The sequence below is a fragment of the Flavobacterium chungnamense genome, from assembly GCF_039539165.1.
GTDB lineage: Bacteria > Bacteroidota > Bacteroidia > Flavobacteriales > Flavobacteriaceae > Flavobacterium > Flavobacterium chungnamense.
In genome coordinates this window covers 96,634-119,615 of record NZ_BAABCS010000017.1, presented here as the reverse complement: position 1 = coordinate 119,615, position 22,982 = coordinate 96,634, and the positions used below count along the sequence as shown (strand labels likewise).

At 31.1% G+C, this 22,982-nt stretch carries 23 protein-coding genes; 10 read left to right on the top strand and 13 right to left on the bottom strand.

Annotated features, from left to right (window positions below; translation table 11 throughout):
- Positions 1-3: 3 nt before the first annotated feature.
- The 5 genes from ABD771_RS09555 to ABD771_RS09535 all read right to left on the bottom strand — a co-directional run bounded on the left by ABD771_RS09555 (position 4) and on the right by ABD771_RS09535 (position 4,522).
- Positions 4-453 carry a hypothetical protein gene (locus ABD771_RS09555; protein ID WP_345093944.1) on the bottom strand — a complete coding sequence of 150 codons (450 nt, stop codon included), beginning with the start codon at positions 451-453 and terminating at the stop codon, positions 4-6.
- 99 nt (positions 454-552) lie between these two features.
- Positions 553-1,101: a PepSY-associated TM helix domain-containing protein gene (locus ABD771_RS09550; protein WP_345093943.1), complete on the bottom strand. Its 549-nt coding sequence runs from the start codon at positions 1,099-1,101 to the stop codon at positions 553-555.
- A 4-nt stretch (positions 1,102-1,105) separates the two neighbouring features.
- Complete coding sequence (locus ABD771_RS09545) at positions 1,106-3,307, bottom strand: TonB-dependent siderophore receptor (RefSeq protein ID WP_345093942.1); 2,202 nt, start codon at positions 3,305-3,307, stop codon at positions 1,106-1,108.
- Positions 3,308-3,502: 195 nt separating this feature from the next.
- Complete coding sequence (locus tag ABD771_RS09540; protein ID WP_345093940.1) at positions 3,503-4,006, bottom strand: DUF6265 family protein; 504 nt, start codon at positions 4,004-4,006, stop codon at positions 3,503-3,505.
- A gap of 6 nt (positions 4,007-4,012) precedes the next feature.
- Positions 4,013-4,522, bottom strand: a complete 510-nt coding sequence (locus ABD771_RS09535; RefSeq protein ID WP_345093938.1) for a DUF6265 family protein — start codon at positions 4,520-4,522, stop codon at positions 4,013-4,015.
- 101 nt (positions 4,523-4,623) lie between these two features.
- On the opposite strand from ABD771_RS09535, the gene prfA reads away from it, so the two are divergent.
- The 3 genes from prfA (at position 4,624) to ABD771_RS09520 (ending at position 7,419) form a co-directional block, all read left to right on the top strand.
- The gene (prfA, locus tag ABD771_RS09530) at positions 4,624-5,697 is read left to right on the top strand and encodes a peptide chain release factor 1 (protein WP_345093936.1); all 1,074 of its coding nucleotides are present in this window, start codon (positions 4,624-4,626) and stop codon (positions 5,695-5,697) included.
- 121 nt (positions 5,698-5,818) lie between these two features.
- Complete coding sequence (pyrF, locus tag ABD771_RS09525; protein WP_345093934.1) at positions 5,819-6,640, top strand: orotidine-5'-phosphate decarboxylase; 822 nt, start codon at positions 5,819-5,821, stop codon at positions 6,638-6,640.
- Entirely contained in the window at positions 6,637-7,419 is a 783-nt protein-coding gene (locus ABD771_RS09520) for an alpha/beta fold hydrolase (protein ID WP_345093932.1), read from the top strand. The genes pyrF and ABD771_RS09520 overlap by 4 nt, the downstream gene beginning before the upstream one ends.
- 193 nt (positions 7,420-7,612) lie before the next feature.
- Here the strand turns inward: ABD771_RS09520 and ABD771_RS09515 are convergent, their stop codons facing one another.
- Positions 7,613-8,266, bottom strand: a complete 654-nt coding sequence (locus ABD771_RS09515) for a DUF4197 domain-containing protein (protein WP_345093930.1) — start codon at positions 8,264-8,266, stop codon at positions 7,613-7,615.
- 291 nt (positions 8,267-8,557) lie between these two features.
- Between ABD771_RS09515 and ABD771_RS09510 the strand changes: the two genes are divergently transcribed.
- The 3 genes from ABD771_RS09510 (at position 8,558) to ABD771_RS09500 (ending at position 14,280) form a co-directional block, all read left to right on the top strand.
- Positions 8,558-11,986, top strand: a complete 3,429-nt coding sequence (locus ABD771_RS09510; RefSeq protein WP_345093928.1) for a methylmalonyl-CoA mutase family protein — start codon at positions 8,558-8,560, stop codon at positions 11,984-11,986.
- Between the two features lie 175 nt (positions 11,987-12,161).
- Positions 12,162-13,736 carry a T9SS type A sorting domain-containing protein gene (locus ABD771_RS09505; protein ID WP_345093926.1) on the top strand — a complete coding sequence of 525 codons (1,575 nt, stop codon included), beginning with the start codon at positions 12,162-12,164 and terminating at the stop codon, positions 13,734-13,736.
- A 67-nt stretch (positions 13,737-13,803) separates the two neighbouring features.
- Positions 13,804-14,280, top strand: a complete 477-nt coding sequence (locus ABD771_RS09500) for a GyrI-like domain-containing protein (RefSeq protein ID WP_345093924.1) — start codon at positions 13,804-13,806, stop codon at positions 14,278-14,280.
- Here ABD771_RS09500 and ABD771_RS09495 read toward each other — a convergent pair.
- Complete coding sequence (locus ABD771_RS09495; protein WP_345093921.1) at positions 14,269-14,712, bottom strand: hypothetical protein; 444 nt, start codon at positions 14,710-14,712, stop codon at positions 14,269-14,271. The two genes, ABD771_RS09500 and ABD771_RS09495, sit on opposite strands and share 12 nt — an antisense overlap.
- 145 nt (positions 14,713-14,857) lie before the next feature.
- Here ABD771_RS09495 and ABD771_RS09490 point away from each other — a divergent pair, with 145 nt between their 5' ends.
- Entirely contained in the window at positions 14,858-15,088 is a 231-nt protein-coding gene (locus ABD771_RS09490) for a hypothetical protein (RefSeq protein ID WP_345093919.1), read from the top strand.
- A gap of 31 nt (positions 15,089-15,119) precedes the next feature.
- Here ABD771_RS09490 and ABD771_RS09485 read toward each other — a convergent pair whose 3' ends face one another.
- The 3 genes from ABD771_RS09485 to ABD771_RS09475 are packed head-to-tail and all read right to left on the bottom strand — an operon-like array spanning position 15,120 to position 16,210.
- Positions 15,120-15,494, bottom strand: a complete 375-nt coding sequence (locus tag ABD771_RS09485; protein ID WP_345093917.1) for a YchJ family protein — start codon at positions 15,492-15,494, stop codon at positions 15,120-15,122.
- Positions 15,495-15,500: 6 nt separating this feature from the next.
- A complete protein-coding gene (locus ABD771_RS09480; RefSeq protein ID WP_345093915.1) occupies positions 15,501-15,641 on the bottom strand; it encodes a hypothetical protein in 141 nt (46 codons plus the stop codon).
- Between the two features lie 2 nt (positions 15,642-15,643).
- Positions 15,644-16,210 carry a DUF1543 domain-containing protein gene (locus ABD771_RS09475; RefSeq protein WP_345093913.1) on the bottom strand — a complete coding sequence of 189 codons (567 nt, stop codon included), beginning with the start codon at positions 16,208-16,210 and terminating at the stop codon, positions 15,644-15,646.
- A gap of 90 nt (positions 16,211-16,300) precedes the next feature.
- On the opposite strand from ABD771_RS09475, the gene ABD771_RS09470 reads away from it, so the two are divergent.
- Complete coding sequence (locus ABD771_RS09470) at positions 16,301-16,810, top strand: hypothetical protein (protein WP_345093911.1); 510 nt, start codon at positions 16,301-16,303, stop codon at positions 16,808-16,810.
- A 67-nt stretch (positions 16,811-16,877) separates the two neighbouring features.
- On the opposite strand, the gene ABD771_RS09465 is transcribed toward ABD771_RS09470, so the two are convergent.
- On the bottom strand, positions 16,878-17,849 hold the full coding sequence (locus tag ABD771_RS09465; protein WP_345093909.1) for a TerC family protein: 972 nt from the start codon (positions 17,847-17,849) through the stop codon (positions 16,878-16,880).
- 295 nt (positions 17,850-18,144) lie between these two features.
- Here ABD771_RS09465 and ABD771_RS09460 point away from each other — a divergent pair, with 295 nt between their 5' ends.
- Positions 18,145-20,334: a glutamine synthetase III family protein gene (locus ABD771_RS09460; RefSeq protein ID WP_345093907.1), complete on the top strand. Its 2,190-nt coding sequence runs from the start codon at positions 18,145-18,147 to the stop codon at positions 20,332-20,334.
- A gap of 67 nt (positions 20,335-20,401) precedes the next feature.
- Here the strand turns inward: ABD771_RS09460 and ABD771_RS09455 are convergent, their stop codons facing one another.
- Positions 20,402-21,532 carry a cadherin repeat domain-containing protein gene (locus ABD771_RS09455; RefSeq protein ID WP_344817266.1) on the bottom strand — a complete coding sequence of 377 codons (1,131 nt, stop codon included), beginning with the start codon at positions 21,530-21,532 and terminating at the stop codon, positions 20,402-20,404.
- A gap of 28 nt (positions 21,533-21,560) precedes the next feature.
- On the bottom strand, positions 21,561-22,013 hold the full coding sequence (locus ABD771_RS09450; protein WP_344817265.1) for a T9SS type A sorting domain-containing protein: 453 nt from the start codon (positions 22,011-22,013) through the stop codon (positions 21,561-21,563).
- A 114-nt stretch (positions 22,014-22,127) separates the two neighbouring features.
- On the opposite strand from ABD771_RS09450, the gene ABD771_RS09445 reads away from it, so the two are divergent.
- Complete coding sequence (locus tag ABD771_RS09445) at positions 22,128-22,982, top strand: OmpA family protein (protein WP_344817264.1); 855 nt, start codon at positions 22,128-22,130, stop codon at positions 22,980-22,982.

Below are 22,982 nucleotides of genomic sequence, written 5' to 3'. Positions count from 1 at the left end.
CTATTACATATCGTTTGCATTAATACATCCACTTCTTGGAAGTACATATCTTAATTGAAATGCCTCTGTTAGCCTTAAAAAATCTATATTTATTGTTTTTTTAAAAATACTATCCTCAACATTTTCATAGGTATTGGAGTGCATAAATTTGAGATATAGTTTAAATTTATTATTGATTGAATCTCGTGCTTTTATAACCTTTTCTCTGTTTTCAGATCCAATAGTTTTTGGCATTTTTTTTATTTTAAAAGCTATTTTACTCATAGTGTCATAATTTTTTTTTAAATATTCTACATCAGCTGAGCGAAAAGATGCTCCAGCATCAATTCCTTTAATAACTTCCTCTAAATTTTTTTCATAGATTTCTAATTGAAAATAGAGATGTTTATTTTCATTTTTTCTGTTGCATGAAAAAAGAAATAAGAGGAAAAAGAAAATAATCAGTTTTTTCATAACTGCTATGATTTACTATTTTATACTAGTATAAAGGCTTAATGAATTTACACAAATATACCAAAAAAAAGCCCTAATCTAAATCGGAGCTCTTCAACCTTAAACAAAAATCAATATCAGTAACGGAACTATTAATCCGGCTAGTGCTAGTTTCCAGCCACGTTTTCCAAATGTATTTTTTCCAACTTTAATCATAATTGCGCCAGTAATTGCGATTGTAATTAATGATAATCCAAAAATATCACTGTAATAAATCCACCAATTGGAGGTGTTTTTGTGTAATTTCATGGTTTGGCTAATGATTGGTGTTTTTATGAAAGTTACAATTTCACCTTTACCAGTTTTCAAATCAATTTCTACATCATTTTTCTCGAAGGATATTTTCAATTCATCATCTTTCACTTTATGACGTCTAATTTTATCATCGATGCCAAGTTTTTTGCCCAATTCTTCAGCATACTTTTCTGTGATATCCGTATCTTTTGGAATGTTTACCGAAATAGCTTTCGTTTGAACGGTATATTTTTCAGGATGCCAATAGTCTCTGTGGTTCATCAATATTCCAGAAAAGGCAAAAGAAATAATCAATCCAATGTAAAAATAACCCAAATCGCGGTGTAAGTTTCTGGCTTTTAAAGGTGAAATCATGGTTTTAAAATTTGTATCGTAATGATGTTAGTACTTGTCTTGGCGCAATTGGATTAACGCTATAATTTTCGTGAACCGTGTAATTCAATTCGTTGGTAATATTAGATAATTTACACAATAAAGAGAATTTTTTCCAATCATAACCAACAGAAAAATCAATAGTTGTATAATCATTAAGCGGAATTTCTCTGTCATTAATACTAGTTGCAAATGTTGTTGGGTTAACTACTACTTGATTGTTCCAACCTCCAACACGTTTTCCAATGTAATTTCCAATCGCTCCAACAGACAATCCTTTTAGTTTTCCTTTTGGTAAGGTATAGAAGAAGCTTAAGTTAGCTGTGTTTGCTGGAGTTCTTACTAGTCTATCGCCAACAATAAAACTTCCATTTGTTCCAGATGTTTTTGTATATCGCATATCATTGTAACTGTAACCAGCATTGATATTTAAACCTTCAATTGGTCTTGCAGTAATGTCAATTTCAATTCCTTTGCTTTTGGTTTCGCCACTTAAAACTTTTACAGTTGTGTCTGTATTAGTGGAACCATCAGCTTTGAATTCTGCTGTTTGAGCCAAATTGTCGTTTGTTATTTGATACAAAGTTACATTTAAACTTAGTAATCCTTTCCAAAAATCATTTTTAACACCTACTTCATATTGAGCAATGATAGACGGATCTAAAACAGCACCAGAAACTGTTGTTCCAGTATTTGGAGTGAAGGAATCTGAGTAACTAGCAAATAGAGAAGTACTTTTTGTTGGTTGGAATACCAAACCAATTTTAGGAGAATAGGCCACATCTTTTTGTTTTACGCCCTTTGTAGTTACATTTGGATTTACAGCTAAATTGTATGTTACAGGTTGTGATTCTTGCCATGACCAACGAAGACCTGCTAAAATTTTAAACTTATCTGTAATTGAAATTAAATCTTGAGCATAAACTCCAAATCTATTAGTAGTTGTTTTTACTATTCGTGTGTTAGTACTTTCAGGAATTCCTGTACCTTGATTAAAATTTTCAAAATCGTAAATGTTTCCACTTCCATAAGTAGTTGGATTGAAAACATAAGTATAGGCTTGTGCAAATGAGTTTTCATAATCTACACCTGTAAATAATTGGTGTTTAATTTTTCCAGTTGAGAAATTTCCCTGCAAACTCAATTGTTCTGAGGCAATGGCTTCTTCGTTTCTATTTTGTCCCAAAGGTCGATTCCAATCACCATTTGCAGCTGGTTGAATACGTTCAGTTCCTTTAAAAGTTCTTGTATAATCTTGAAATGAACTATTAAAATTTAGTTTCCAATTGGAATTAAACTCGTGTTTAACTAATGCAGAAACTGTAGTTTGTTTCGTCTGCCCAGTTGACCAAGTTGCTCCAAAGTATAAATCTCGAGGCAAATCAATTATTTTTTTACCAATAATAACGGTACCAAAATCGGGAGTCCAATCATCATGCAGGTAATCACCTTGAAGAAGAATTTCTGTTTTTTTATTTACTGCAAATAACAAAGAAGGATTGATATAGAAACGTTCTTTCTTTACAACATCTCTAAAACTTTCTGAATTTTCGTATGAACCATTAATGCGATAAGCGATACTTTTATTTAGAGGACCATAAAAATCTAAAGAAGGTTTGTAGAAATTATAACTTCCTGCTTGCAAGGCTATTTCTCCACCTTTGGTAAATGAGGGTGTTTTTGTTACCATATTTAAGATTCCTCCAGGAGCAACATTTCCAAATAATAAGGCAGCGCTACCTTTCAAAATTTCGACTTTTTCAAGTGAAGAAACTTCAGGCATTGAACCACTATTTAATCGGAAACCATTTTTAAAAATGTTATTGGCAGACATATCATATCCTCTTGAAAAAAATGATTCTTGAGCACCACCGCGAGCCGAACCAACATAAACACCATTGGCATTCTTTATTACATCACTTAATCTTATAGACTGTTGTTGTTCAATTATAGTGCTACCAATTACCTGAAAGCTTTGAGGTAAATCTAAAGGTTTGATGTTAGAGCGAACAACAGAAGGTGTTTTTTGTTGTTTATTGGAAATAATGACCTCTCTAAGAATTTCACCTTTTCTCTTTTTTATAGTATCATTTTCTGCATAAAAATCATCAAATGTTTTGGCTTCTTGAGAGAAACCTATTGCGCAGATAAGAAGTGCTAGAGTAGAAAATAATTTATATTTATACATTTATTTAGAATAATTAAAAATAATATTGTTTTAACAGTGCAAATATAAATACGTAAAATCAATCTACAAAGTTTATTTAGATTAAATATAAATAATTAACATTTGTTCAAATTTAAGATGCTGATTTACTTAAAAATAGAGATAAAAAAAACTTGCCGTTAAGCAAGTTTTAAAATATTTGAAATAGGTAATTAACTATTTTACCTTATTCATAGGATAATTTTCAGTACTATTTTTTCCGTTTTGTTTTCCGGATACTGTTGCAACTAAACTTCCATTTTTCGTAAGTTTATACTGAATTTTTTGTGGATATTCATGCTTCGGGTTTTCAAAAACCAATAAGCTATCTTCATCTTTAGTCATTTGAAATGGAATAGGTGAGTCGTTGTTTTCTCCTTTAATTGTCGTTGTATAAATTAAATGTTCACCATTTTGCATTAGTTCAACTTGTTCGTTGTGCAATGTGTCTTTTTCATTCTGAATGTAATAAGATAAACCAACAAAAGTGCTATCGTCTAATCTTTCCCAAATTTCTCTAAGTGTTCCTAGACTATCTGTTTTTTCCCATTCGCCCAACATCCAATTGGCTTTTTCAAGTTCTTCGTAATCTTTTATAATATTTCCATTAGCGTCATATTTGTTACATGAAACAAAAGATAGTAATAGAATTGTAAGTAGTGATAAAGATAATTTATTCATGTTCTTTTATTTAGTTTTTTTCATTGGAAAATTTTCACTCATTTCCTTGCCGTCTTTTTTACCATAAATAACAGCAACTAAACTATCATTTGTGATTTTTGTATAAACAATTTTATTAGGAAAATCATGTTTTGGATTTTCGAAAGTTAACTCTTTATCATTAGATTTTGTCAAATAAAATGAAACTGGCTTTTCCTTATTTTGATCTTTAACTGAAACTTTGTAAAACAAGGAATCGTTTGATTCAAATAAATCTATTTTTTCATAGAAAACAGTGTCTTTTTCTACAATCACAAAACTTTCTCCAACAAATGAGCTATCATTTTTCGTTTTCCAAATTTCCTTAAAAGTTGCTTCTTTTGAAATGTTCTCCCAATTACCAATAAACCAATTAGCTTTTTTCAGTTGGTTGAATTCTTTTTTTGTTTTAATTCCAAAAACTTGAATTTGAGATTCTTTTTTACAAGATGTCATCAAGATAATTGAAAGTAGCGTGATTAGAAGTGTTTTTTTCATTTAAAATAATAATTTATACAATATTATGAAAAAACTGCCAACTGAACACTGCCAACTGAACACTTTTTTTACTACTTTTGCACTCCAAAATACAGATTACAATGTTAGAAAGACTTCAATATGTAAAACAGCGTTTCGATGAAATTTCAGATTTGATTATTCAACCTGATGTTATTTCGGATCAAAAACGTTATGTGCAATTAAATCAAGAGTATAAAGGACTTAAAGATTTGATGGAAAAGCGCGAAGAATTGATAAATATTACTGGAAATATAGAAGAAGCCAACGAAATTCTTGCTGATGGTTCAGATGCAGAAATGGTTGAAATGGCCAAAATGCAATTGGACGAAGCTAAAGAACGTCTTCCTCAACTAGAAGAAGAAATCAAGTTTATGTTGATTCCTAAAGATGCCGAAGATGCTAAAAACGTTATGGTAGAGATTCGTGCTGGAACTGGTGGTGATGAGGCTTCTATTTTTGCAGGAGATTTATTTAGAATGTACACTAAATATTGTGAAACTCGCGGTTGGAGAACTTCAGTGGTTGATATGAACGAAGGAACTTCTGGTGGATTTAAAGAGGTGATTTTTGAAGTTACAGGTGAAGATGTTTATGGTACTTTAAAATTTGAAGCTGGAGTTCATCGTGTACAACGTGTTCCTCAAACAGAAACTCAAGGTCGTGTGCATACATCAGCTGCAACAGTAATGGTTTTACCTGAAGCTGAAGAATTTGATGTTCAAATTGACATGAATGAAGTTCGTGTTGATTTTTTCTGTTCTTCTGGACCTGGTGGGCAATCGGTAAATACTACCAAATCTGCGGTTCGTTTAACACACATTCCAACTGGATTAGTAGCACAATGTCAAGATCAAAAATCACAACATAAAAATAAAGATAAAGCTTTAGAGGTTTTACGTTCACGTTTATACGAACAAGAATTAGCCAAAAAACAAGCTGAAGATGCTGTAAAACGTACTTCGCAAGTTAGCTCTGGTGACCGTTCAGCAAAAATCAGGACATACAACTACTCTCAAGGTCGTGTAACTGACCACAGAATTGGTTTAGACGTTTTCGATATGGATGGCGTGATGAATGGTAAAATACAAAAATTTGTTGACGAATTGCAATTGGTTAACAATATGGAGAAACTGAAAGAATCTGAGGTTTTTTAATCAAAGAAATTAGAGAATAGAATAAAGAAAAAACAGGCTGAACAATTTATGTTTAGCTTTTTTTTTAACACATAGCGAACTTTGCAAAAAACTTTGCGAACTTTGCAATCAAACAACCACAATGACAACACAACACCTAATCGAACAAATTCAACTAAAAAAATCCTTTCTATGCATTGGTTTAGATGTTGATTTAACCAAAATTCCGCAACATTTACTAGAACTCGAAGATCCAATTTTTGAATTCAACAAAGCCATAATTGATGCGACTCATGATTTGTGCGTGTCCTACAAACCTAATACAGCTTTCTATGAAGCTTATGGAATAAAAGGTTGGCAGTCATTACAGAAAACTATTAATTATATCAACGAAAACCATCCTGAAATTTTCACAATTGCCGATGCAAAACGTGGTGATATAGGAAATACTTCATCAATGTATGCCAAAGCTTTTTTCGAGGATTTGAATTTCGATTCGGTTACCGTTGCACCTTATATGGGAAAAGATTCAGTGGAACCATTTCTAGCTTTTGAAAACAAACATACTATAATGTTGGCTTTAACATCAAATGAAGGTGCTTTTGATTTTCAGACATTAGAAACTAATGGGAAAGAGTTATATAAACAAGTTTTAGAAACTTCTAAAAGATGGAAAAACTCCGAAAATCTAATGTATGTTGTTGGAGCAACCAAAGCTGAATATTTCAAAGAAATTAGAAAAATAGTGCCAAGTAGTTTCCTTTTGGTTCCAGGAGTAGGAGCGCAAGGAGGAAATTTACAAGATGTTTGTAAATATGGAATGAATGATAATGTTGGACTTTTAATAAATTCTTCAAGAGCCATAATTTATGCTTCCAACGGAACTAATTTTGCTCAAAAAGCAAAAGATGAAGCCATAAAAGTGCAAAACGAAATGGAAGAGATTTTAAAAAACAGCTTTTGATTTCCTACACAATATATAAAAACGAAAATTCTAACCAATGGGTAACTTTTGTGCACGGCGCAGGAGGAAGCTCTTCTATTTGGTTTAAGCAAATTAGAGAATTTCAAAAGCATTTTAATGTTTTATTGTTGGATTTAAGAGGTCATGGCGATTCTAATTCACAAATTAAAAAAGCATTCAAACAAAAATATACTTTTAAATCCATTGCTAATGATGTATTAGAAGTTTTAGATTGTTTGCAAATAAAAGCATCTCATTTTGTCGGAATTTCACTGGGAACAATTGTAATTCGACAATTGGCAGAAATGCATCCGAAAAGAGTGAAAAGCATGATTATGGGAGGAGCGATTTTGAAAATGAATTTCCGCTCTCAAATATTAATGCGTTTGGGAAACATCTTTAAATATGTCTTGCCTTATCTGGTTTTGTATAAGTTTTTTGCTTTTGTGATTATGCCTAATAAAAACCACAAACAATCTCGATTACTATTCATAAACGAAGCCAAAAAGTTATACCAAAAAGAATTCATAAGATGGTTCAAACTCACCGCCGAAATAAATCCTGTTTTGAAATGGTTTCGACAACAAGAACTGAATATTCCAACTTTTTATGTCATGGGTGAAGAAGATTATATGTTTTTGCCATCAGTAAGAAAAGTTGTCGAAAAGCATTATAAATCTTCAAAGTTATTTGTAATTGAAAAATGTGGTCATGTAGTAAATGTCGAGCAATCAACTATCTTTAATAATCAAGTTATCGCATTTATTCAAAAGAACTAAAACAAACTTTGCAACTTTAGGACAAAAAAAATGCCAATGCTTTCACAAACATTGGCAATCTTTTTAACTAACCTAAACCAAACAAAATAATAAATCCTCATTTATTACTTTGCAAATATCTTACTATTTTAGCAATCTATATGTTAAGACAATGTTATACTTATGTTATTGATTATTAAAATAATAGCAATTATTATTTATTATCCTGCAAAGCAAAAACTTTTTTCAATAAATCAGAGGTTCTAGAGTTTAAATCTGTTCTAATATTCTTTTCTTCCACTGAAATCATTTTGAAAACACCTTCCATAGCTTTGTTAGTTGTATAGTCAGTTAAATCAGGATTTACTTTTTTAACTAATGGAATCGCATTGTATTTGGTAATAATATTAGCCCAAACTTTGTCAGCTCCAACTTTAGCAAATGAATTTTTAATCACAGGATTAAATTTTGCATACAAAGCTGTTGAAGTTGAACTTTGTAAGTAGGTTGTGGCTGCACTTTCATTTCCCATCAAAATGTTTTTAGCATCTGTAAAAGTCATTCCTTTTATGGCATCAACAAATATTGGAGTGGCTTGCTTTACAGCATCTTCTGCAGTTCTATTTATTGCTCTCAAACCATCATCGGCCAATTTTCCTAAACCAATTTTTCTTAATCCTGCATCTACTTTTTGTAATTCTTCAGGTAACAAAATTTTGACCATTTCGTTTTTATAAAATCCATCTACAGCAGTAAGTTTAGTTACTTGTTTATTGATTCCATTATTTAACGCTTCTTTCAATCCGCCTGCAATATCTACATTTACTTGTTCTAAGACGCCAGGTAGTTGATTGGCTATTTGTTGCATTTCTGCACAACTAGATAAGGTTAATCCAGCTAATAAAAGTAAAATTGTTTTTCTAATGGTGTTTTATTTTCTCATATAGGTTTACAAATATAGTGCCTCAAATGTTTATTTATTTTAAAATTAGGTTAATCCTATTTTTAAAATATTTTTTTAGTTTGTAAATCAGGTAATTGCTTAAAAATGTGTAGTCAAAATGATACAAAAATCTGTTGCTTTTTTTCTCTGTAATAAAATCGTATTAAAATTATTAAATTCGTAAATTGCACTCCTAAATTTGAATAAAAATTACAAATGGAACCACAAACTCCTTATATTCCTAAAAATAAAGTAAGAATTGTAACTGCAGCATCACTTTTTGATGGTCACGATGCAGCAATTAATATCATGAGAAGAATTATCCAAGCTACTGGTGTAGAGGTAATTCATCTGGGTCATGACAGAAGCGTCGAAGAAGTTGTAAATACAGCTATTCAAGAAGATGCTAATGCCATTGCAATGACTTCTTATCAAGGTGGTCACAATGAATATTTTAAATACATGTTCGATTTGCTTAAAGAAAAAGGAGCAGGACACATCAAGATTTTTGGTGGTGGTGGTGGAGTAATCCTTCCTTCTGAAATTTCTGAATTGCACGAATATGGTATAGAAAGAATTTATTCTCCAGATGATGGACGTGCCATGGGTTTACAAGGAATGATTAACGATTTAGTACATCGTTCTGATTATCCAATTGGGGATAAATTAAATGGCGAATTAGCTCATATTGAGGATAAAAATCCAACTGCAATTGCAAGATTAATTTCGGCAGCTGAAAATTTTCCAGAAATTGCAAAAACAGCTTTTGACGAAATTCACAAAAAAAATGAAACCAATAAAATACCTGTTCTTGGAATTACTGGAACTGGTGGCGCCGGAAAATCATCGTTAGTTGATGAATTAGTTAGAAGATTTTTAATTGATTTTCCTGAGAAAACTATCGGATTGATTTCTGTAGATCCTTCAAAACGTAAAACTGGTGGTGCGCTTTTAGGTGATAGAATTCGCATGAATGCTATCAATAATTCTAGAGTTTACATGCGTTCGTTGGCAACTCGTCAATCGAATTTGGCTTTGTCTAAATATGTGAACGAGGCAATCGAAGTTTTAAAAGCAGCTAAATACGATATCATCATTCTAGAAACTTCAGGAATTGGACAATCGGATACTGAAATTATGGATCATTCCGATGTTTCACTTTACGTAATGACGCCAGAATTTGGAGCAGCAACACAATTGGAAAAAATCGATATGTTAGATTTTGCTGATTTAGTAGCGTTAAATAAATTTGACAAACGTGGTGCATTAGACGCTATTCGTGATGTTAAAAAACAATACCAACGAAATCATAATTTGTGGGATGCAGATGTAGAAACGATGCCGATTTTCGGAACAATTGCTTCACAATTCAACGATCCAGGAATGAATACACTCTACAAATCTATCATGGATAAAATTGTAGAAAAAACAGGAGCCGATTTAAAATCGACTTTCGAAATTACGCGTGAAATGAGCGAGAAAATTTTCGTAATTCCACCTCACAGAACACGTTATTTATCCGAAATTGCAGAAAATAATAGAAAATACGACGAAACTGCACTTTCTCAAGTGGAAGTGGCTCAAAAATTATATGGAATTTACAAAACGATAGAAACTGTTTTTGGAAGCAAACCAAATTTGACAAAAGCAGGAATAGAAGAAACTATTTTACATTCTAAGGATGAAAGTAGAAATGAGTTTTTAAATCTTTTGGTTAAAGAATTCGATAGAGTAAAAATGAATCTTGACCCATACAATTGGGAAGTAATTCTAACTTGGGATGAAAAAGTAGCTAAATATAAAAATCCAATTTATAGCTTTAAAGTTCGTGATAAGGAAATTAAAATCGCAACGCACACTGAAAGCTTATCACATTCTCAAATTCCGAAAATTTCATTGCCTAAGTACCAAGCTTGGGGTGATATTTTGAAATGGAATTTACAAGAAAATGTTCCAGGAGAGTTTCCATTTGCATCAGGATTGTATCCATTTAAACGTGAAGGTGAAGATCCAAGCCGAATGTTTGCTGGTGAAGGCGGACCAGAACGTACCAATAAACGTTTTCATTATGTTTCTGCTGGATTACCTGCAAAACGTCTTTCTACAGCTTTTGACTCTGTAACTTTATATGGAAATGATCCCCATATTCGTCCTGATATTTATGGAAAAATTGGTAATGCCGGAGTTTCTATTTGTTGTTTAGATGATGCTAAAAAATTATATTCTGGTTTCGATTTAAGTCATCCGTTAACTTCGGTTTCGATGACAATCAATGGTCCGGCTCCAATGTTATTGGGATTTTTTATGAATGCTGCCATTGACCAAAACTGTGAAAAATACATTATCGAAAATAATCTTCAAACAGAAGTTGAAGAACGAATCAATGAAATTTACAAGAAAAAAGGTACAGCAAGACCAAAATACCAAGGTGCTTTACCAGAAGGAAATAATGGTTTAGGTTTAATGCTTTTAGGTGTAACTGGTGACCAAGTTTTGCCTTTGGAAGTTTATAATGATATCAAAATTAAAACTTTAGCTCAAGTTCGTGGAACAGTTCAAGCTGATATTTTGAAAGAAGATCAAGCACAGAACACTTGTATTTTCTCTACAGAATTTGCTTTAAGATTGATGGGTGATGTTCAAGAATATTTCATCAAGCAAAATGTTCGTAATTTCTACTCGGTTTCTATTTCGGGTTATCATATTGCAGAAGCTGGTGCGAATCCGATTTCACAATTGGCATTTACATTAGCAAATGGTTTCACTTACGTGGAATATTATTTAAGTCGTGGAATGAATATCAACGATTTCGGACCAAACTTATCATTCTTTTTCTCAAACGGAATTGATCCAGAATATGCTGTAATCGGTCGAGTTGCTAGAAAAATTTGGGCGAAAGCCATGAAAAACAAATATGGAGCCAACGAAAGAGCACAAATGTTGAAATACCATATTCAAACATCTGGACGTTCTTTACACGCACAAGAAATTGATTTTAATGATATTCGTACAACGTTACAAGCATTGTATGCGATTTATGATAACTGTAATTCATTACATACAAATGCCTATGATGAAGCGATTACAACACCAACAGAAGAATCAGTTCGTAGAGCAATGGCAATTCAGTTGATTATTAATAAAGAATTAGGTTTGGCGAAAAACGAAAACCCAATTCAAGGTTCGTTTATTATTGAAGAGTTAACCGATTTAGTGGAAGATGCCGTTTTACAAGAATTTGACCGAATCACAGAACGTGGAGGTGTTTTGGGTGCAATGGAAACTATGTACCAACGTTCTAAAATTCAAGAAGAAAGTTTGTATTACGAAACTTTAAAACACACTGGTGAATTCCCAATTATCGGAGTAAATACCTTCTTGAGTTCTAAAGGTTCTCCAACAGTAATTCCGGCAGAAGTAATTCGTGCTACTGAAGAAGAAAAACAATATCAAATCGATATGTTGAACAATCTTCATAAAACAAGTGGTGAAAAAGTTGCAGAACAAATCAATATCATTCAAGATGCAGCTATCAACAATCAAAACATTTTTGAAAAATTAATGGATGCTACAAAAGTTTGTTCATTAGGACAAATAACAAGTGCGTTGTTTGAAGTTGGTGGACAGTATAGACGCAATATGTAAGCGATTCATACAAATCTTAATAAAAAAGTGGCTATTAATTCGTAATTGAATTTAGTAGCCATTTTTTTTATGATATTTTGTTTAATTTGTTTTTAAAAAAGAGGTGTAAATATTTTTTTTTCATATAATTTGTTAAAAACTAGATAATAAATTAATTTTGAGCAAAACAAACAACATGAAAAAAAGTACTTTTATTTTATTTATTTTTATTTTTAATCAAATAGGATTTAGTCAAACTACCTATACATCTACAAATTTTGCTAATGCTGGTGATCAATTAATGGTCAGTACATCTACTCCAGCAGGTTTAACCTTAGATTATGTTCAAACAGGTACAAATATTAATTGGGATTATTCAGCATTAATTCCTGTTAGTCAAGAACCACTTATTTGGCAAAATCCCAATACTGCTGGATATAAAAATATATGGTGTTTATTAAATGGATATTTGTTTAATTGTAATTCTCAATTTAATAATAATTTTAATTTGGCTACCAAACTTACCAATGGATTGCAATTTCAAGGTTTAGGTTTTACAAATGTGATTGATCATTTGAATAAAACAACTGGTCAGTTAGCTAATAAAATGATTGGAGCTCAAATTACATTAAATGGAACTACAATTCCATTTGTTGCATCTTATCAAAGTCCTGATGTTTTATATCAATTTCCTATGAATTATAACGATTCCTATAGCAACCCAATTGCATTGAATGTTAATTTAAATAGTTTTGGAATTCCAATTCAATTAGGAATTAATGGTACTCGTTCAAATGTAGTTGAAGGTTGGGGAACATTAACAACACCTTTTGGAACCTATAATAATGTGTTAAAAATAAAATCTACTTTAGTTCAACAAATTACAATTACAACTCAAGCTGGTCCGCAAGTTGTAGATCAAACTACTGTTTCCTACGAATGGTTTGATCCAGCTTATAAAATAGCTGTCCTTCAAGCAACAGGAACAATAGTAGCAAATCAATGGGTTCCAAATTCAGTTACTTATTTTGATATCCAACGTTGTTTACAGCCTACTGCACTTTTTGTTCCTGCACCAATAACAGCCGATTTTAATCCGACAACAAATAATGCATCAATATCTTTTTTTAATAGTAGTATTAATTATGATACTTTAAGTTGGAATTTTGGTGATGGTTCACCTACAAGTTCACAAGAAAATCCTGTTCATAATTTTTCTTGTCCTGGTACTAATCAAGTAACATTAACTGTTACTAATCTATTTTGCAATCCTGATCAAGTAGATACATTTACAATTCCAATAGTAATTACCGATAGCCAAAATGCATTTACAACCAATGTTACTGTAACTGCTTCAACATTAACTGCCGATAGAACTCTTGCAGGAACAACCTATCAATGGTTAGATTGTGACAACAATAATGCTCCAATAAATGGAGCTACAAGTCAAGTATTTACGCCAACTCAAGATGGGAATTATGCAGTTCAATTAACTACCAATGGTTGTATAAATGTTTCTGATTGTTATCCGTTTTCAACATTAATGACTTCATATTTTAATTGGGAGAATGAAATTAAAGTTTACCCTAATCCAACCAATGGTCAAATTGTTATAAATGGTCAAGTTGATGTTCAATCTGTTGAAATTTATAATGTTTTAGGTGAATTAATTAATAATAAAGCCGATTTATCTGGTTTTTCAAGTGGGTTATATTTCCTAAAGATTAAAACATCCCAAGGAACGACTATTAAAAAAATAATAAAAGAATAAACTTTTTTATCCAAAATGGCATCTTTTAAAATCCAATAAATTGGAGAATTAAAAAATTTATTTAGTAATGAACCCAACCATAAAAACCTTCCCAACCACAAAATTCATAGGTAAAAACCTTTCGTTTACCTACGCGGATTATCGTGTTTTTGAATTATGGAGCAGTTTTATGCCACGACGAAAAGAAATTCAAAATACAATCGGTTCTGAATTATATAATATTCAAATCAATCCTGAGAATTTCGATTTTCAACCCAATACGCCTTTTGTAAAATGGGCAGCAGTAGCTGTTTCAACATTTGATTTTATTCCAGATGGAATGGAAACCTTGGAAGTTCAAGAAGGTTTATATGCCGTTTTTAATTATAAAGGTGATCAAAGCAATGTTGCTGCATTTTTCAACTCAATTTATAAAGAATGGTTGCCTAATTCTGATTATGAATTAGGCAATCATCCACAGTTTGAGGTTTTAGGTGAAAAATATAAAAATAACGATTCGGATTCTGAAGAAGAAATTTGGATTCCAGTTAAATTAAGAAATTGATATAATGGTATTTTCAATTGTTCCAATTGTTATTTTTTCTCCAATTGTTTTTTCTTTAATTGAGTTATAAATAGGTGCTTCTTCGGAAATTGCAATTACATTTTTGCCATTCAACTTAAATTGTTGAAGTGAGATTCCAATAAAAATGTACAAATCTTCAGTTTCTATTAAGCTTCCCAATTCAATTTTAGTTGTTTCTTTATTTTTATAGGTTTCTAAAAAGTCTAAATTGTTTTTGGCTTGAACTAGAATTTGCTCGTAGCGTAATTGCATTTCTTTAGCTTCATCTTGATGTGAAAAATCTTCAGGATCGATACTATCATTTTCGTCAATATCGGAAGCGTTTTTATATTTTGAAACAGAATTTTCTATAGTACTTATAACAACGTTTTGCTCGTTGATGATGCTTTTAATAATTTCATTTTTGTTCATAGTAATCTCTTTTATATTTATACAAAGTTATAGCTTAATGAACGATTGATTTATAACCAAAATCATTGTTTAATTAGAAAAAAAGTGGTAAATATTTTAAAAATTAATATATTGTAAGCCTATTAACCAAAAAAAACTATAAACAATGAAAAATTTCGGAGGTTTTCTGGCATTGCTTGGTATTGCAGCAATAGTTATGAATTATTTGGACAGAGTGCCAAGATTGTTAATGTGGATTTATAAATGGGGTGATGATACAGCTTGGGCAATTAAAATTGGCTTAGTAGTAATTGGAGGCGCAATGTATTTATTTGGACCAAAAGACGAAGAGGATGCTCCAGAAGAAGCTAGTCCAAAAGAACCAACAGAGGAATAAAAAAAAACCGAAGCTTTTGTCTTCGGTTTTTTTATTGAAAGGTTCCATCAACATAAAACCAATTTCCATTTTCAAAAGTAAATGTTGAGTGTTCATAATGGATTTGAGCTTTCAATTCGTAATCTAGATAATATGCTTTAAAAGTAACTGTGGTTTCGGTGGAAGCTAAAACTTCTAATTTTATCCATTGGTTACTTTTACTCCAAGCTAGAATATCAGATTTTTTATGAAATTTTCTTGTGCTTGAATGTGTTGTTGCAACTAAATAATCGGCTTCACCTGTTGCAAAAGCTGAATACCTTGAACGCATTAATACTTCTGCCGATGCAGGTTTTTGAATTCCTTTGATGTAAATTTTACAACAATATTCAAAAGTATCAGAACTTCCACAATAACAATTCTTCATAGAAGACTATTCTTTTTGCTCGTTAAATTTTCGTACCATTGCTTTAAGTTTTTCTTCACGAGCTACTTTTTTTGCTTTGGCTTTGTCTTGTGCCTTATGAAGTTTGTCGTTATGCGCTTTGATGTTTTTATCTGTATTTCTGCTCATAATTAAACAATTTTATCAATTTTTAAATAGCCAATATGTAAAGTATCTTCTTTTAAATCAGTCTCTTTTTTAGAGATTGAAATATCAAAATTATCCTTAAAAATTGGAGACAATATTTCTTTTACATTAAACGCATCATCAATGTCAATTCCGAATTTATCATCAATGTGAGATGTTGCTCCTTTAAAAGTGCAATGTTTATAGAAAGTAGTTGCCTTTGCTTTTTTAGAGGCTTCTGCTAATGTCTCGCCAACAGCTAAGACTTTATAATGATATTCTTCAAATTCATTTTCTTTATAACCACCAAGATTGATAAAAAATAAATTATCAGTAGAAGCAATTGCTTTTCCTTTTGGAAGAATTTCAATTTGAAAATTATCCACATTAGTAACTTCTCTCCAGGCGTCTATATGAATTCTACCTTTTGCTTCTGGCCAAAATGCCTTCATATTTGGAATTAATTCTTTTAATGATGTTCCAATTCCAAAAAAAATATCGTGCTGCTCTGTGTAGCGTCCTTCTGGTCTGCAGCCAAGCATTACCATATAAAGTTTGTATTCATTTTTCATACTCCAAAGGTACAATTTTTTATAAAAAGAATTTTTTGGCACAACAATTGAATAGGATTAAATATCATTAATCATTAAAACCAAAATATCATGAGAAAAATTACTTTATTATTAGCATTTATCGGGATGATAAGTCTAAGCAGTTGTACCGTTAACGAGGTGAGAGATACACCAGTTGATAATGATACTATAAGTGAAGTTTTTGAAGTTACACGTTCATTTACGGCTTCAAATAATTATTACAATTTCATTGTTTTACCTCATAGTACTTACAGTTCTGATATGATTTTAATGTACCGATTGACAAGTACTTCTGGTCCTGATGTATGGAAAATGCAACCAGAAACCTATTTCTTTAATGACGGAACATTAGATTTTGGTTACGATTTTAATTTCACGCAAAATGATATTGAATTATTCATGCACGGAAATGATTTAGGAACAGTTTCAAATAACTTTAGAATAAATCAAGTGTTTAGAATCGTTATCATTCCAGGTTTTTTTGGAAAAAGTGCTTCTAATACTATTGACTTGAATGATTACAATGCTGTTGTAAAAGCATTTAAAATAAATGATACTAAAGTTAAAGTATTAAAATAAAATAGATTTGGTTAGTCTATAGTTTGTTTGTTTGGACAGAGGTTGTGAGAAATTGCAACCTCTTTTTTTATTCTTCGTCTCTAGATGCTTTGTGTTCTTCAACATCTTTTGCTTTGTGTAGCGAATATAAAACACCAGCTATTAAAGCTAACGCAATAAAGGCAAGTGAAGCCCATTCTGGTAAATGAATATAATCGTGGGCAATCATTTTTATACCAACAAAGGTCAAAATTGCAATTAAACTGTATTCTAGATAAGCAAATTTTTCTAACATATTTGCTAAGAAAAAATACATAGAACGTAAACCAAGGATAGCAAAAATATTAGAACTAAAAACAATAAATGGATCAGAGGTAATTGCTAAAATAGCAGGAACACTATCTACAGCAAACAAAACATCCATAACTTCAATAATTATCAAAGCAACAAATAATGGTGTTGCAGCTCTTCCTTTATCAGTTTGCATAAAAAACTTCTCCTTATCATGTTCGGAAGTTATGGGCATTATTTTGCCTAATGTTTTGTATACAAATGAATCTTTTGGTTCAAAATCATCCTCTTCTTTCGAAAAAAACATTTTTACTGCGGTAAATATTAAGAATGCACCAAATAAATAGGTTGTCCAAGTAAATTTATTGATAATAATAACTCCAAACGAAATCATTAAACCTCTAAAAATAATCGCACCAAGAATTCCCCAAAATAAAACTCTATGTTGATATTTCTGAGGAATTTTAAACGAAGCAAATATTACAGCAATAACAAATATGTTATCAACACTTAAAGAAAGTTCAATTAAATATCCTGTTATGAATTTTAATACAGCACCAGTTTGAGTTAAATCAGTTGGATTTTTTATATAATCCGTACCATATAACCAATAGATTACTCCTGAAAACAAAAAGGAAACGGTTACCCAAATAGCAGTCCATTTACTAGCTTCTTTTGTGCTAATAATGTGTGGCGTTTTATTAAAAACACCCAAATCTAAAGCTAAAATTATAAAAACTAGTGCGAAGAATAATATCCAAACAATCATAATCAATTATGAATTAAAAATTACTAACTAAAAACTAAATAGTTTCAATTTCTACAAAGATAACTTTCCAAAAATCAATATCAAAATTCAATGTCAAACTTCAACTAAAAAAAAATTAAGAGTAAATATTTTAAAATCAAAAAATGAAATTTTGACATTGTAATTGAAATTACAATTGAATTTTGATATTTTAATGATTTTACCCCTAAAAAAATAGGGTATATTTATTTTTTAATCAAAATAGTATTATATTTGCATCAAAATACTAGGGTATAACTTTTAAAATTTAATTTTTATGTCAACTTTACGTTTCCAAGCATTAAAAGATGCATCAGGCAGAAAGCCAGTAAAATTTGAAGAAGCAGGAAGAAAATCAGCTCTTTTTGGTTCAAATGTGTTCAATGATAAAGCAATGAAGCAATATTTAACTTCAGATGCTTACAAAGGAGTGAAAGATGCTGTACAGCATGGAACTAAAATTGACAGAAAATTAGCCGATTATATCGCAATGGGTATGAAAGAATGGGCTTTAAATAAAGGCGTAACTCATTATACACACTGGTTTCAACCATTAACAGGAACAACTGCCGAGAAACATGATGCTTTTTTTGAAACTTCTTACGATGGTTCTGATGCTGTTGAAAAATTTGGTGGCGGACAATTAGTGCAACAAGAGCCAGATGCTTCTTCTTTTCCAAATGGTGGAATTAGAAACACCTTCGAAGCTCGTGGATATACAGCTTGGGATCCAACTTCTCCAGCATTTATTTTTGGAACAACATTATGTATCCCAACAGTTTTCATCTCTTATACTGGTGAAGCTTTAGATTATAAAACACCACTTTTACGCGCATTAAATGCTGTTGATGAAGCAGCAACTGAGGTTTGTAAATATTTTGATAAAAATGTTAAAAAAGTAACGGCAACTTTAGGTTGGGAACAAGAATATTTCTTGGTAGATGCTTCTTTAGCAAATTCTCGTCCTGATTTAGTAATGACCGGAAGAACATTACTTGGACATACTTCTGCAAAAGGACAACAATTAGACGACCATTATTTTGGATCGATTCCTTCTCGCGCTCTTAATTACATGAGAGAGTTGGAAGAAGAATGTATGTTGTTAGGAATTCCAGTAAAAACTCGTCACAATGAAGTGGCTCCAAATCAATTTGAATTAGCTCCAATTTTTGAAGAAACTAATTTAGCTGTTGACCACAACTCTTTATTGATGGATGTGATGTCTAAAGTTGGTGAACGTCATGATTTTAAAGTGCTATTTCACGAAAAACCTTTCAAAGGCGTAAACGGTTCTGGAAAACATAATAACTGGTCGTTGGCAACAGATACTGGAGTAAATTTACTTTCTCCTAGTAAAACACCTATGAGTAATTTACAATTCTTATCGTTTTTTATCAATACAATCAAAGCGGTAAATGAATATGAAGAATTACTTCGTGCAGCTATTGCTACTGCAAGTAATGACCATAGATTAGGTGCAAATGAAGCGCCACCGGCAATTATCTCTGTTTTCATTGGAGAACAATTGACAAAAGTTTTAGCTGAATTAGAAGGTGTTTCAAAAGGAAAATTATCTCCAGAAGAAAAAACCGATTTAAAACTAAATGTTGTAGGTAAAATTCCAGACGTAATGTTGGATAATACTGATAGAAATAGAACATCTCCATTTGCTTTCACAGGAAATAAATTTGAATTTAGAGCCGTAGGTTCTTCTGCAAACTGTGCTAACGCGATGACAACTTTGAATTCTATCGTTGCAAAACAATTGAAAGAGTTCAAAAAAGAAGTAGATGCTTTAATTGAAACTAAAGATTTAAAGAAAGACGAAGCAATTTTCAATGTATTAAGAGAATACATCAAAGAAACTAAAAACATCCTTTTTGAAGGTGATGGATATAGTGATGCTTGGGAAAAAGAAGCTAAAAAACGAGGTTTAAGTAATCACAAAACTACTCCAGCGGCTTTGAAAGCTAAAGTTTCTAAAAAAGCATTGGATTTATTTAAAGACTTAAACGTAATGAACCACGTTGAGGTAGAAGCACGTTACGAAATCGAATTGGAAGAATACACTAAAAAAATTCAAATTGAAGGAAGAGTTTTAGGTGATATCGCAAGAAATCACGTGATTCCAACAGCTATTCGTTACCAAAATACGTTAATTGAAAATGTTCGTGGTTTAAAAGAAATCTTCGGAAAAGATTTTGAGAAAATTGCAAAAGAACAAATCTCTTTAATCAAAGAAATTTCGGCTCACATTGAAGGAATTAACTCAAATGTTGAAGCTATGACAGAAGCTCGTAAAAAAGCAAATGCTTTAACCGATGCTCAAAAAATGGCAGAAATGTACTGCGATAAAGTAAAACCATATTTCGAAGTTATCAGAGAACACTGTGATAAATTAGAACTTTTAGTTGATGACGAAGTTTGGACGTTGACTAAATACAGAGAGTTATTGTTTACGAGGTAGAGTTTAAAACTTAAAAAAATCCCATTTCACTTTATACGAAATGGGATTTTTTGTTAGTTAAAAATTTTTATAATTGGGTTATTGTATAGGTTCCAGAACCATTAAAATTTAAGATTAAATCTATTCTATAATTTTTTGGAATTGAATTCGCTCCTGGAAAATTTATTACCGATGATGAAGCAGCTAAATCTAGAGTTCCATCATTAAATTGATCTCCCATAAGTTCAGAACCAGACGCGAAAGGTATTGGTACATCAAAATAAAAACTACCATTTTGATTGGTTATACCATTAAAAAAATAGGATATTGTATTGGTTGCTACATTGTAGGATATTTGAGAAGGGTTTACAAAAGAGCCTTGGATACTTATTTGTGGTACTCCATCAGATATAAAAAAAGTGTAATCTGATATATTATGTGGTGATTGTTCATCTCCTAAACCAACAAGATAAAACCCACTTGAAGCTACAGTATAAGAATTTCCATTAGGCGTTAAATTTAATGATCCGTTTAACCCAAGTACTTGTGCAGAAGAATTATTAGCAGGTAAAAATTTTAATTGTGTTCCTGCAGTTAAATATTTGTAACCATAAAATATAGAGCCTAAATAGGTGCTGATTTGAAATTGAAGTGCATTAGACGCATTAAAACTATTAAAACTGCCATACATGTAAAGTGAGTTTGGGCCAGTTCCTGAGGCTGAGGAAGTTGGCAACGATAACTGCCCACTATCATTAACGGTTAATTGATATGGCGTTCCATTTGGCGAAACCAAAGTAATACCTTCACCAGGTGAAGTTATTAAACTGTCTGCTGCAAGTGCATAAGGTACACTCAAAAGTTGCGTAGTTCCAACTAAAACATAACTTGTTCCGCCTGCAACATCCATTTCAACTTTTAAAAATTTTGCATTTGCAGACCAATTTATCGTATTAAAAGTTCCAGTTGTAGGTGTTCCTTGTCCAATTACTAAATTGAAAAGCCCTTGAGCATTAGTGGTTTTGGTGTGAGTTTCGGTATATAAAACTGTTCCAGTTGCTGAATTATTTAAAATAGATAATCGTATCCCAACATTTGAACTAACAACTGGATTTCCTGAGTTATTTAAGGCAATTGCTTGATAAGAAATTCCTTGTGGTACTTGTGCAAATATTGCTGTAGAAATTAAAAAAATATAAAGGCTAATTATTCTTTTCATACTTGTTTTGATTTTAAAATTGTTTTTTCTAACGTTTGATTATTTTGAAGGAGTTGAATTTTTTATTTGAAAATTGAATCAAGTAGATACCACTTGATAATTTATTTAAATCTAAAGAATTATTATTTTCAATCTTACTTTCCAAAACTAATTGTCCAGTAGTATTGTAAATTGATACATTTTCGTTCAAAAGATTTTCAGAAGTCTTAAAATAAATTGTTGCAATAGTTGGATTAGGATAAACCACAATATTTTCCGAAATTTCAAATTGCGAAACTTCTAATTGTTGTTGATTTACTTGTGTTAAAATCCCTATTAACCCAGAGTTGGATTGATTTTGAGTAGGAACAATAACGATTTCCCCAACTGATAGAGAAGTATTTGATGCAATTAAACTACCTGAGTTAACAGATTGTATTAAAGTTTGTGATTTACAAATAGTTGTAATAAACACAAAAAGTAAAAATAATTTATTTTTCATTTTTTCATTTTTTTCCAAATTAGTAATTTTTTTTTCAAAATTAGTAAAAATTATTATTCCATTAAGATAGATAGCTAAAATAAAATAAATATTCTGTATTTTCGTTTCATGAATATGAAGAAACTTTTACTCTACACTCTGTTTTTAGTTTTTTTTCAAAATGCTAAAGCTCAATTACAATTTGTTGTTTATTTTGACAACAACAAATTTCAACTGAATAAAACTGAACAGGCAAAATTAGATAAATGGATACTAGAAAATAAAACCTCTAAAATTTTATCAATTACTGGTTCTACTGATGAAGTTGGTTCGTCAGGATTTAATGATACGCTTTCTCAAAAACGTGTCAACTCTATTTATTCTAAAGTGAATGGGAAGATAAAAATAAGAGAAGATTTTAAAAGTATTTCTCTTGGCGAAAAAGGAGCAACTTCTCCAAATAAAGCTGAAAATAGAAAAGCAATAATTCATTATATTCTTGAAAAAGACTTAGCTCGAGAAAACGAAATATTAGGAATTAAACCCAAAGTTGTGGTCGAAGAGGAAATTATTCCAATAGAGGAAGAAAACATGAATTTTCCGGAAGGAGCAACTTTAGAGGATAAGATTGAACTTTCTACCAAAGGAACCTTAATCCGATTGGAAGATATTAATTTTCATGTCAATACATTTGCTATAATTCCATCGTCTAAAAAATCTATCGATGAATTAATTTATGTTTTAAAAAAATATCCAAAGCTAAAAATTGAAATTCAAGGACATATTTGTTGTGTAAATAAAGACGCAAGAAATCTTTCTCTAGACAGAGCGCGTCAAGTAAAACGAATCTTAATGTCGGAAGGAATTGACGATAAAAGAGTGAAAGTAAAAGGATTTGGAGTATCAAAACCTAAGTTTGCTATTCCAGAGAAAAGTGAATTTGAAGCTGCTCGAAACAGAAGAGTTGAGATAATGATTTTAGACAAATAA

Coding starts and splice junctions, on each gene's coding strand:
- ABD771_RS09555 (WP_345093944.1), bottom strand. CDS start 453: ATGAAAAAACTGATTATTTTCTTTTTCCTCTTATTTCTTTTTTCATGC.
- ABD771_RS09550 (WP_345093943.1), bottom strand. CDS start 1,101: ATGATTTCACCTTTAAAAGCCAGAAACTTACACCGCGATTTGGGTTAT.
- ABD771_RS09545 (WP_345093942.1), bottom strand. CDS start 3,307: ATGTATAAATATAAATTATTTTCTACTCTAGCACTTCTTATCTGCGCA.
- ABD771_RS09540 (WP_345093940.1), bottom strand. CDS start 4,006: ATGAATAAATTATCTTTATCACTACTTACAATTCTATTACTATCTTTT.
- ABD771_RS09535 (WP_345093938.1), bottom strand. CDS start 4,522: ATGAAAAAAACACTTCTAATCACGCTACTTTCAATTATCTTGATGACA.
- prfA (WP_345093936.1), top strand. CDS start 4,624: ATGTTAGAAAGACTTCAATATGTAAAACAGCGTTTCGATGAAATTTCA.
- pyrF (WP_345093934.1), top strand. CDS start 5,819: ATGACAACACAACACCTAATCGAACAAATTCAACTAAAAAAATCCTTT.
- ABD771_RS09515 (WP_345093930.1), bottom strand. CDS start 8,266: ATGCAACAAATAGCCAATCAACTACCTGGCGTCTTAGAACAAGTAAAT.
- ABD771_RS09510 (WP_345093928.1), top strand. CDS start 8,558: ATGGAACCACAAACTCCTTATATTCCTAAAAATAAAGTAAGAATTGTA.
- ABD771_RS09505 (WP_345093926.1), top strand. CDS start 12,162: ATGAAAAAAAGTACTTTTATTTTATTTATTTTTATTTTTAATCAAATA.
- ABD771_RS09500 (WP_345093924.1), top strand. CDS start 13,804: ATGAACCCAACCATAAAAACCTTCCCAACCACAAAATTCATAGGTAAA.
- ABD771_RS09495 (WP_345093921.1), bottom strand. CDS start 14,712: ATGAACAAAAATGAAATTATTAAAAGCATCATCAACGAGCAAAACGTT.
- ABD771_RS09490 (WP_345093919.1), top strand. CDS start 14,858: ATGAAAAATTTCGGAGGTTTTCTGGCATTGCTTGGTATTGCAGCAATA.
- ABD771_RS09485 (WP_345093917.1), bottom strand. CDS start 15,494: ATGAAGAATTGTTATTGTGGAAGTTCTGATACTTTTGAATATTGTTGT.
- ABD771_RS09480 (WP_345093915.1), bottom strand. CDS start 15,641: ATGAGCAGAAATACAGATAAAAACATCAAAGCGCATAACGACAAACTT.
- ABD771_RS09475 (WP_345093913.1), bottom strand. CDS start 16,210: ATGAAAAATGAATACAAACTTTATATGGTAATGCTTGGCTGCAGACCA.
- ABD771_RS09470 (WP_345093911.1), top strand. CDS start 16,301: ATGAGAAAAATTACTTTATTATTAGCATTTATCGGGATGATAAGTCTA.
- ABD771_RS09465 (WP_345093909.1), bottom strand. CDS start 17,849: ATGATTGTTTGGATATTATTCTTCGCACTAGTTTTTATAATTTTAGCT.
- ABD771_RS09460 (WP_345093907.1), top strand. CDS start 18,145: ATGTCAACTTTACGTTTCCAAGCATTAAAAGATGCATCAGGCAGAAAG.
- ABD771_RS09455 (WP_344817266.1), bottom strand. CDS start 21,532: ATGAAAAGAATAATTAGCCTTTATATTTTTTTAATTTCTACAGCAATA.
- ABD771_RS09450 (WP_344817265.1), bottom strand. CDS start 22,013: ATGAAAAATAAATTATTTTTACTTTTTGTGTTTATTACAACTATTTGT.
- ABD771_RS09445 (WP_344817264.1), top strand. CDS start 22,128: ATGAAGAAACTTTTACTCTACACTCTGTTTTTAGTTTTTTTTCAAAAT.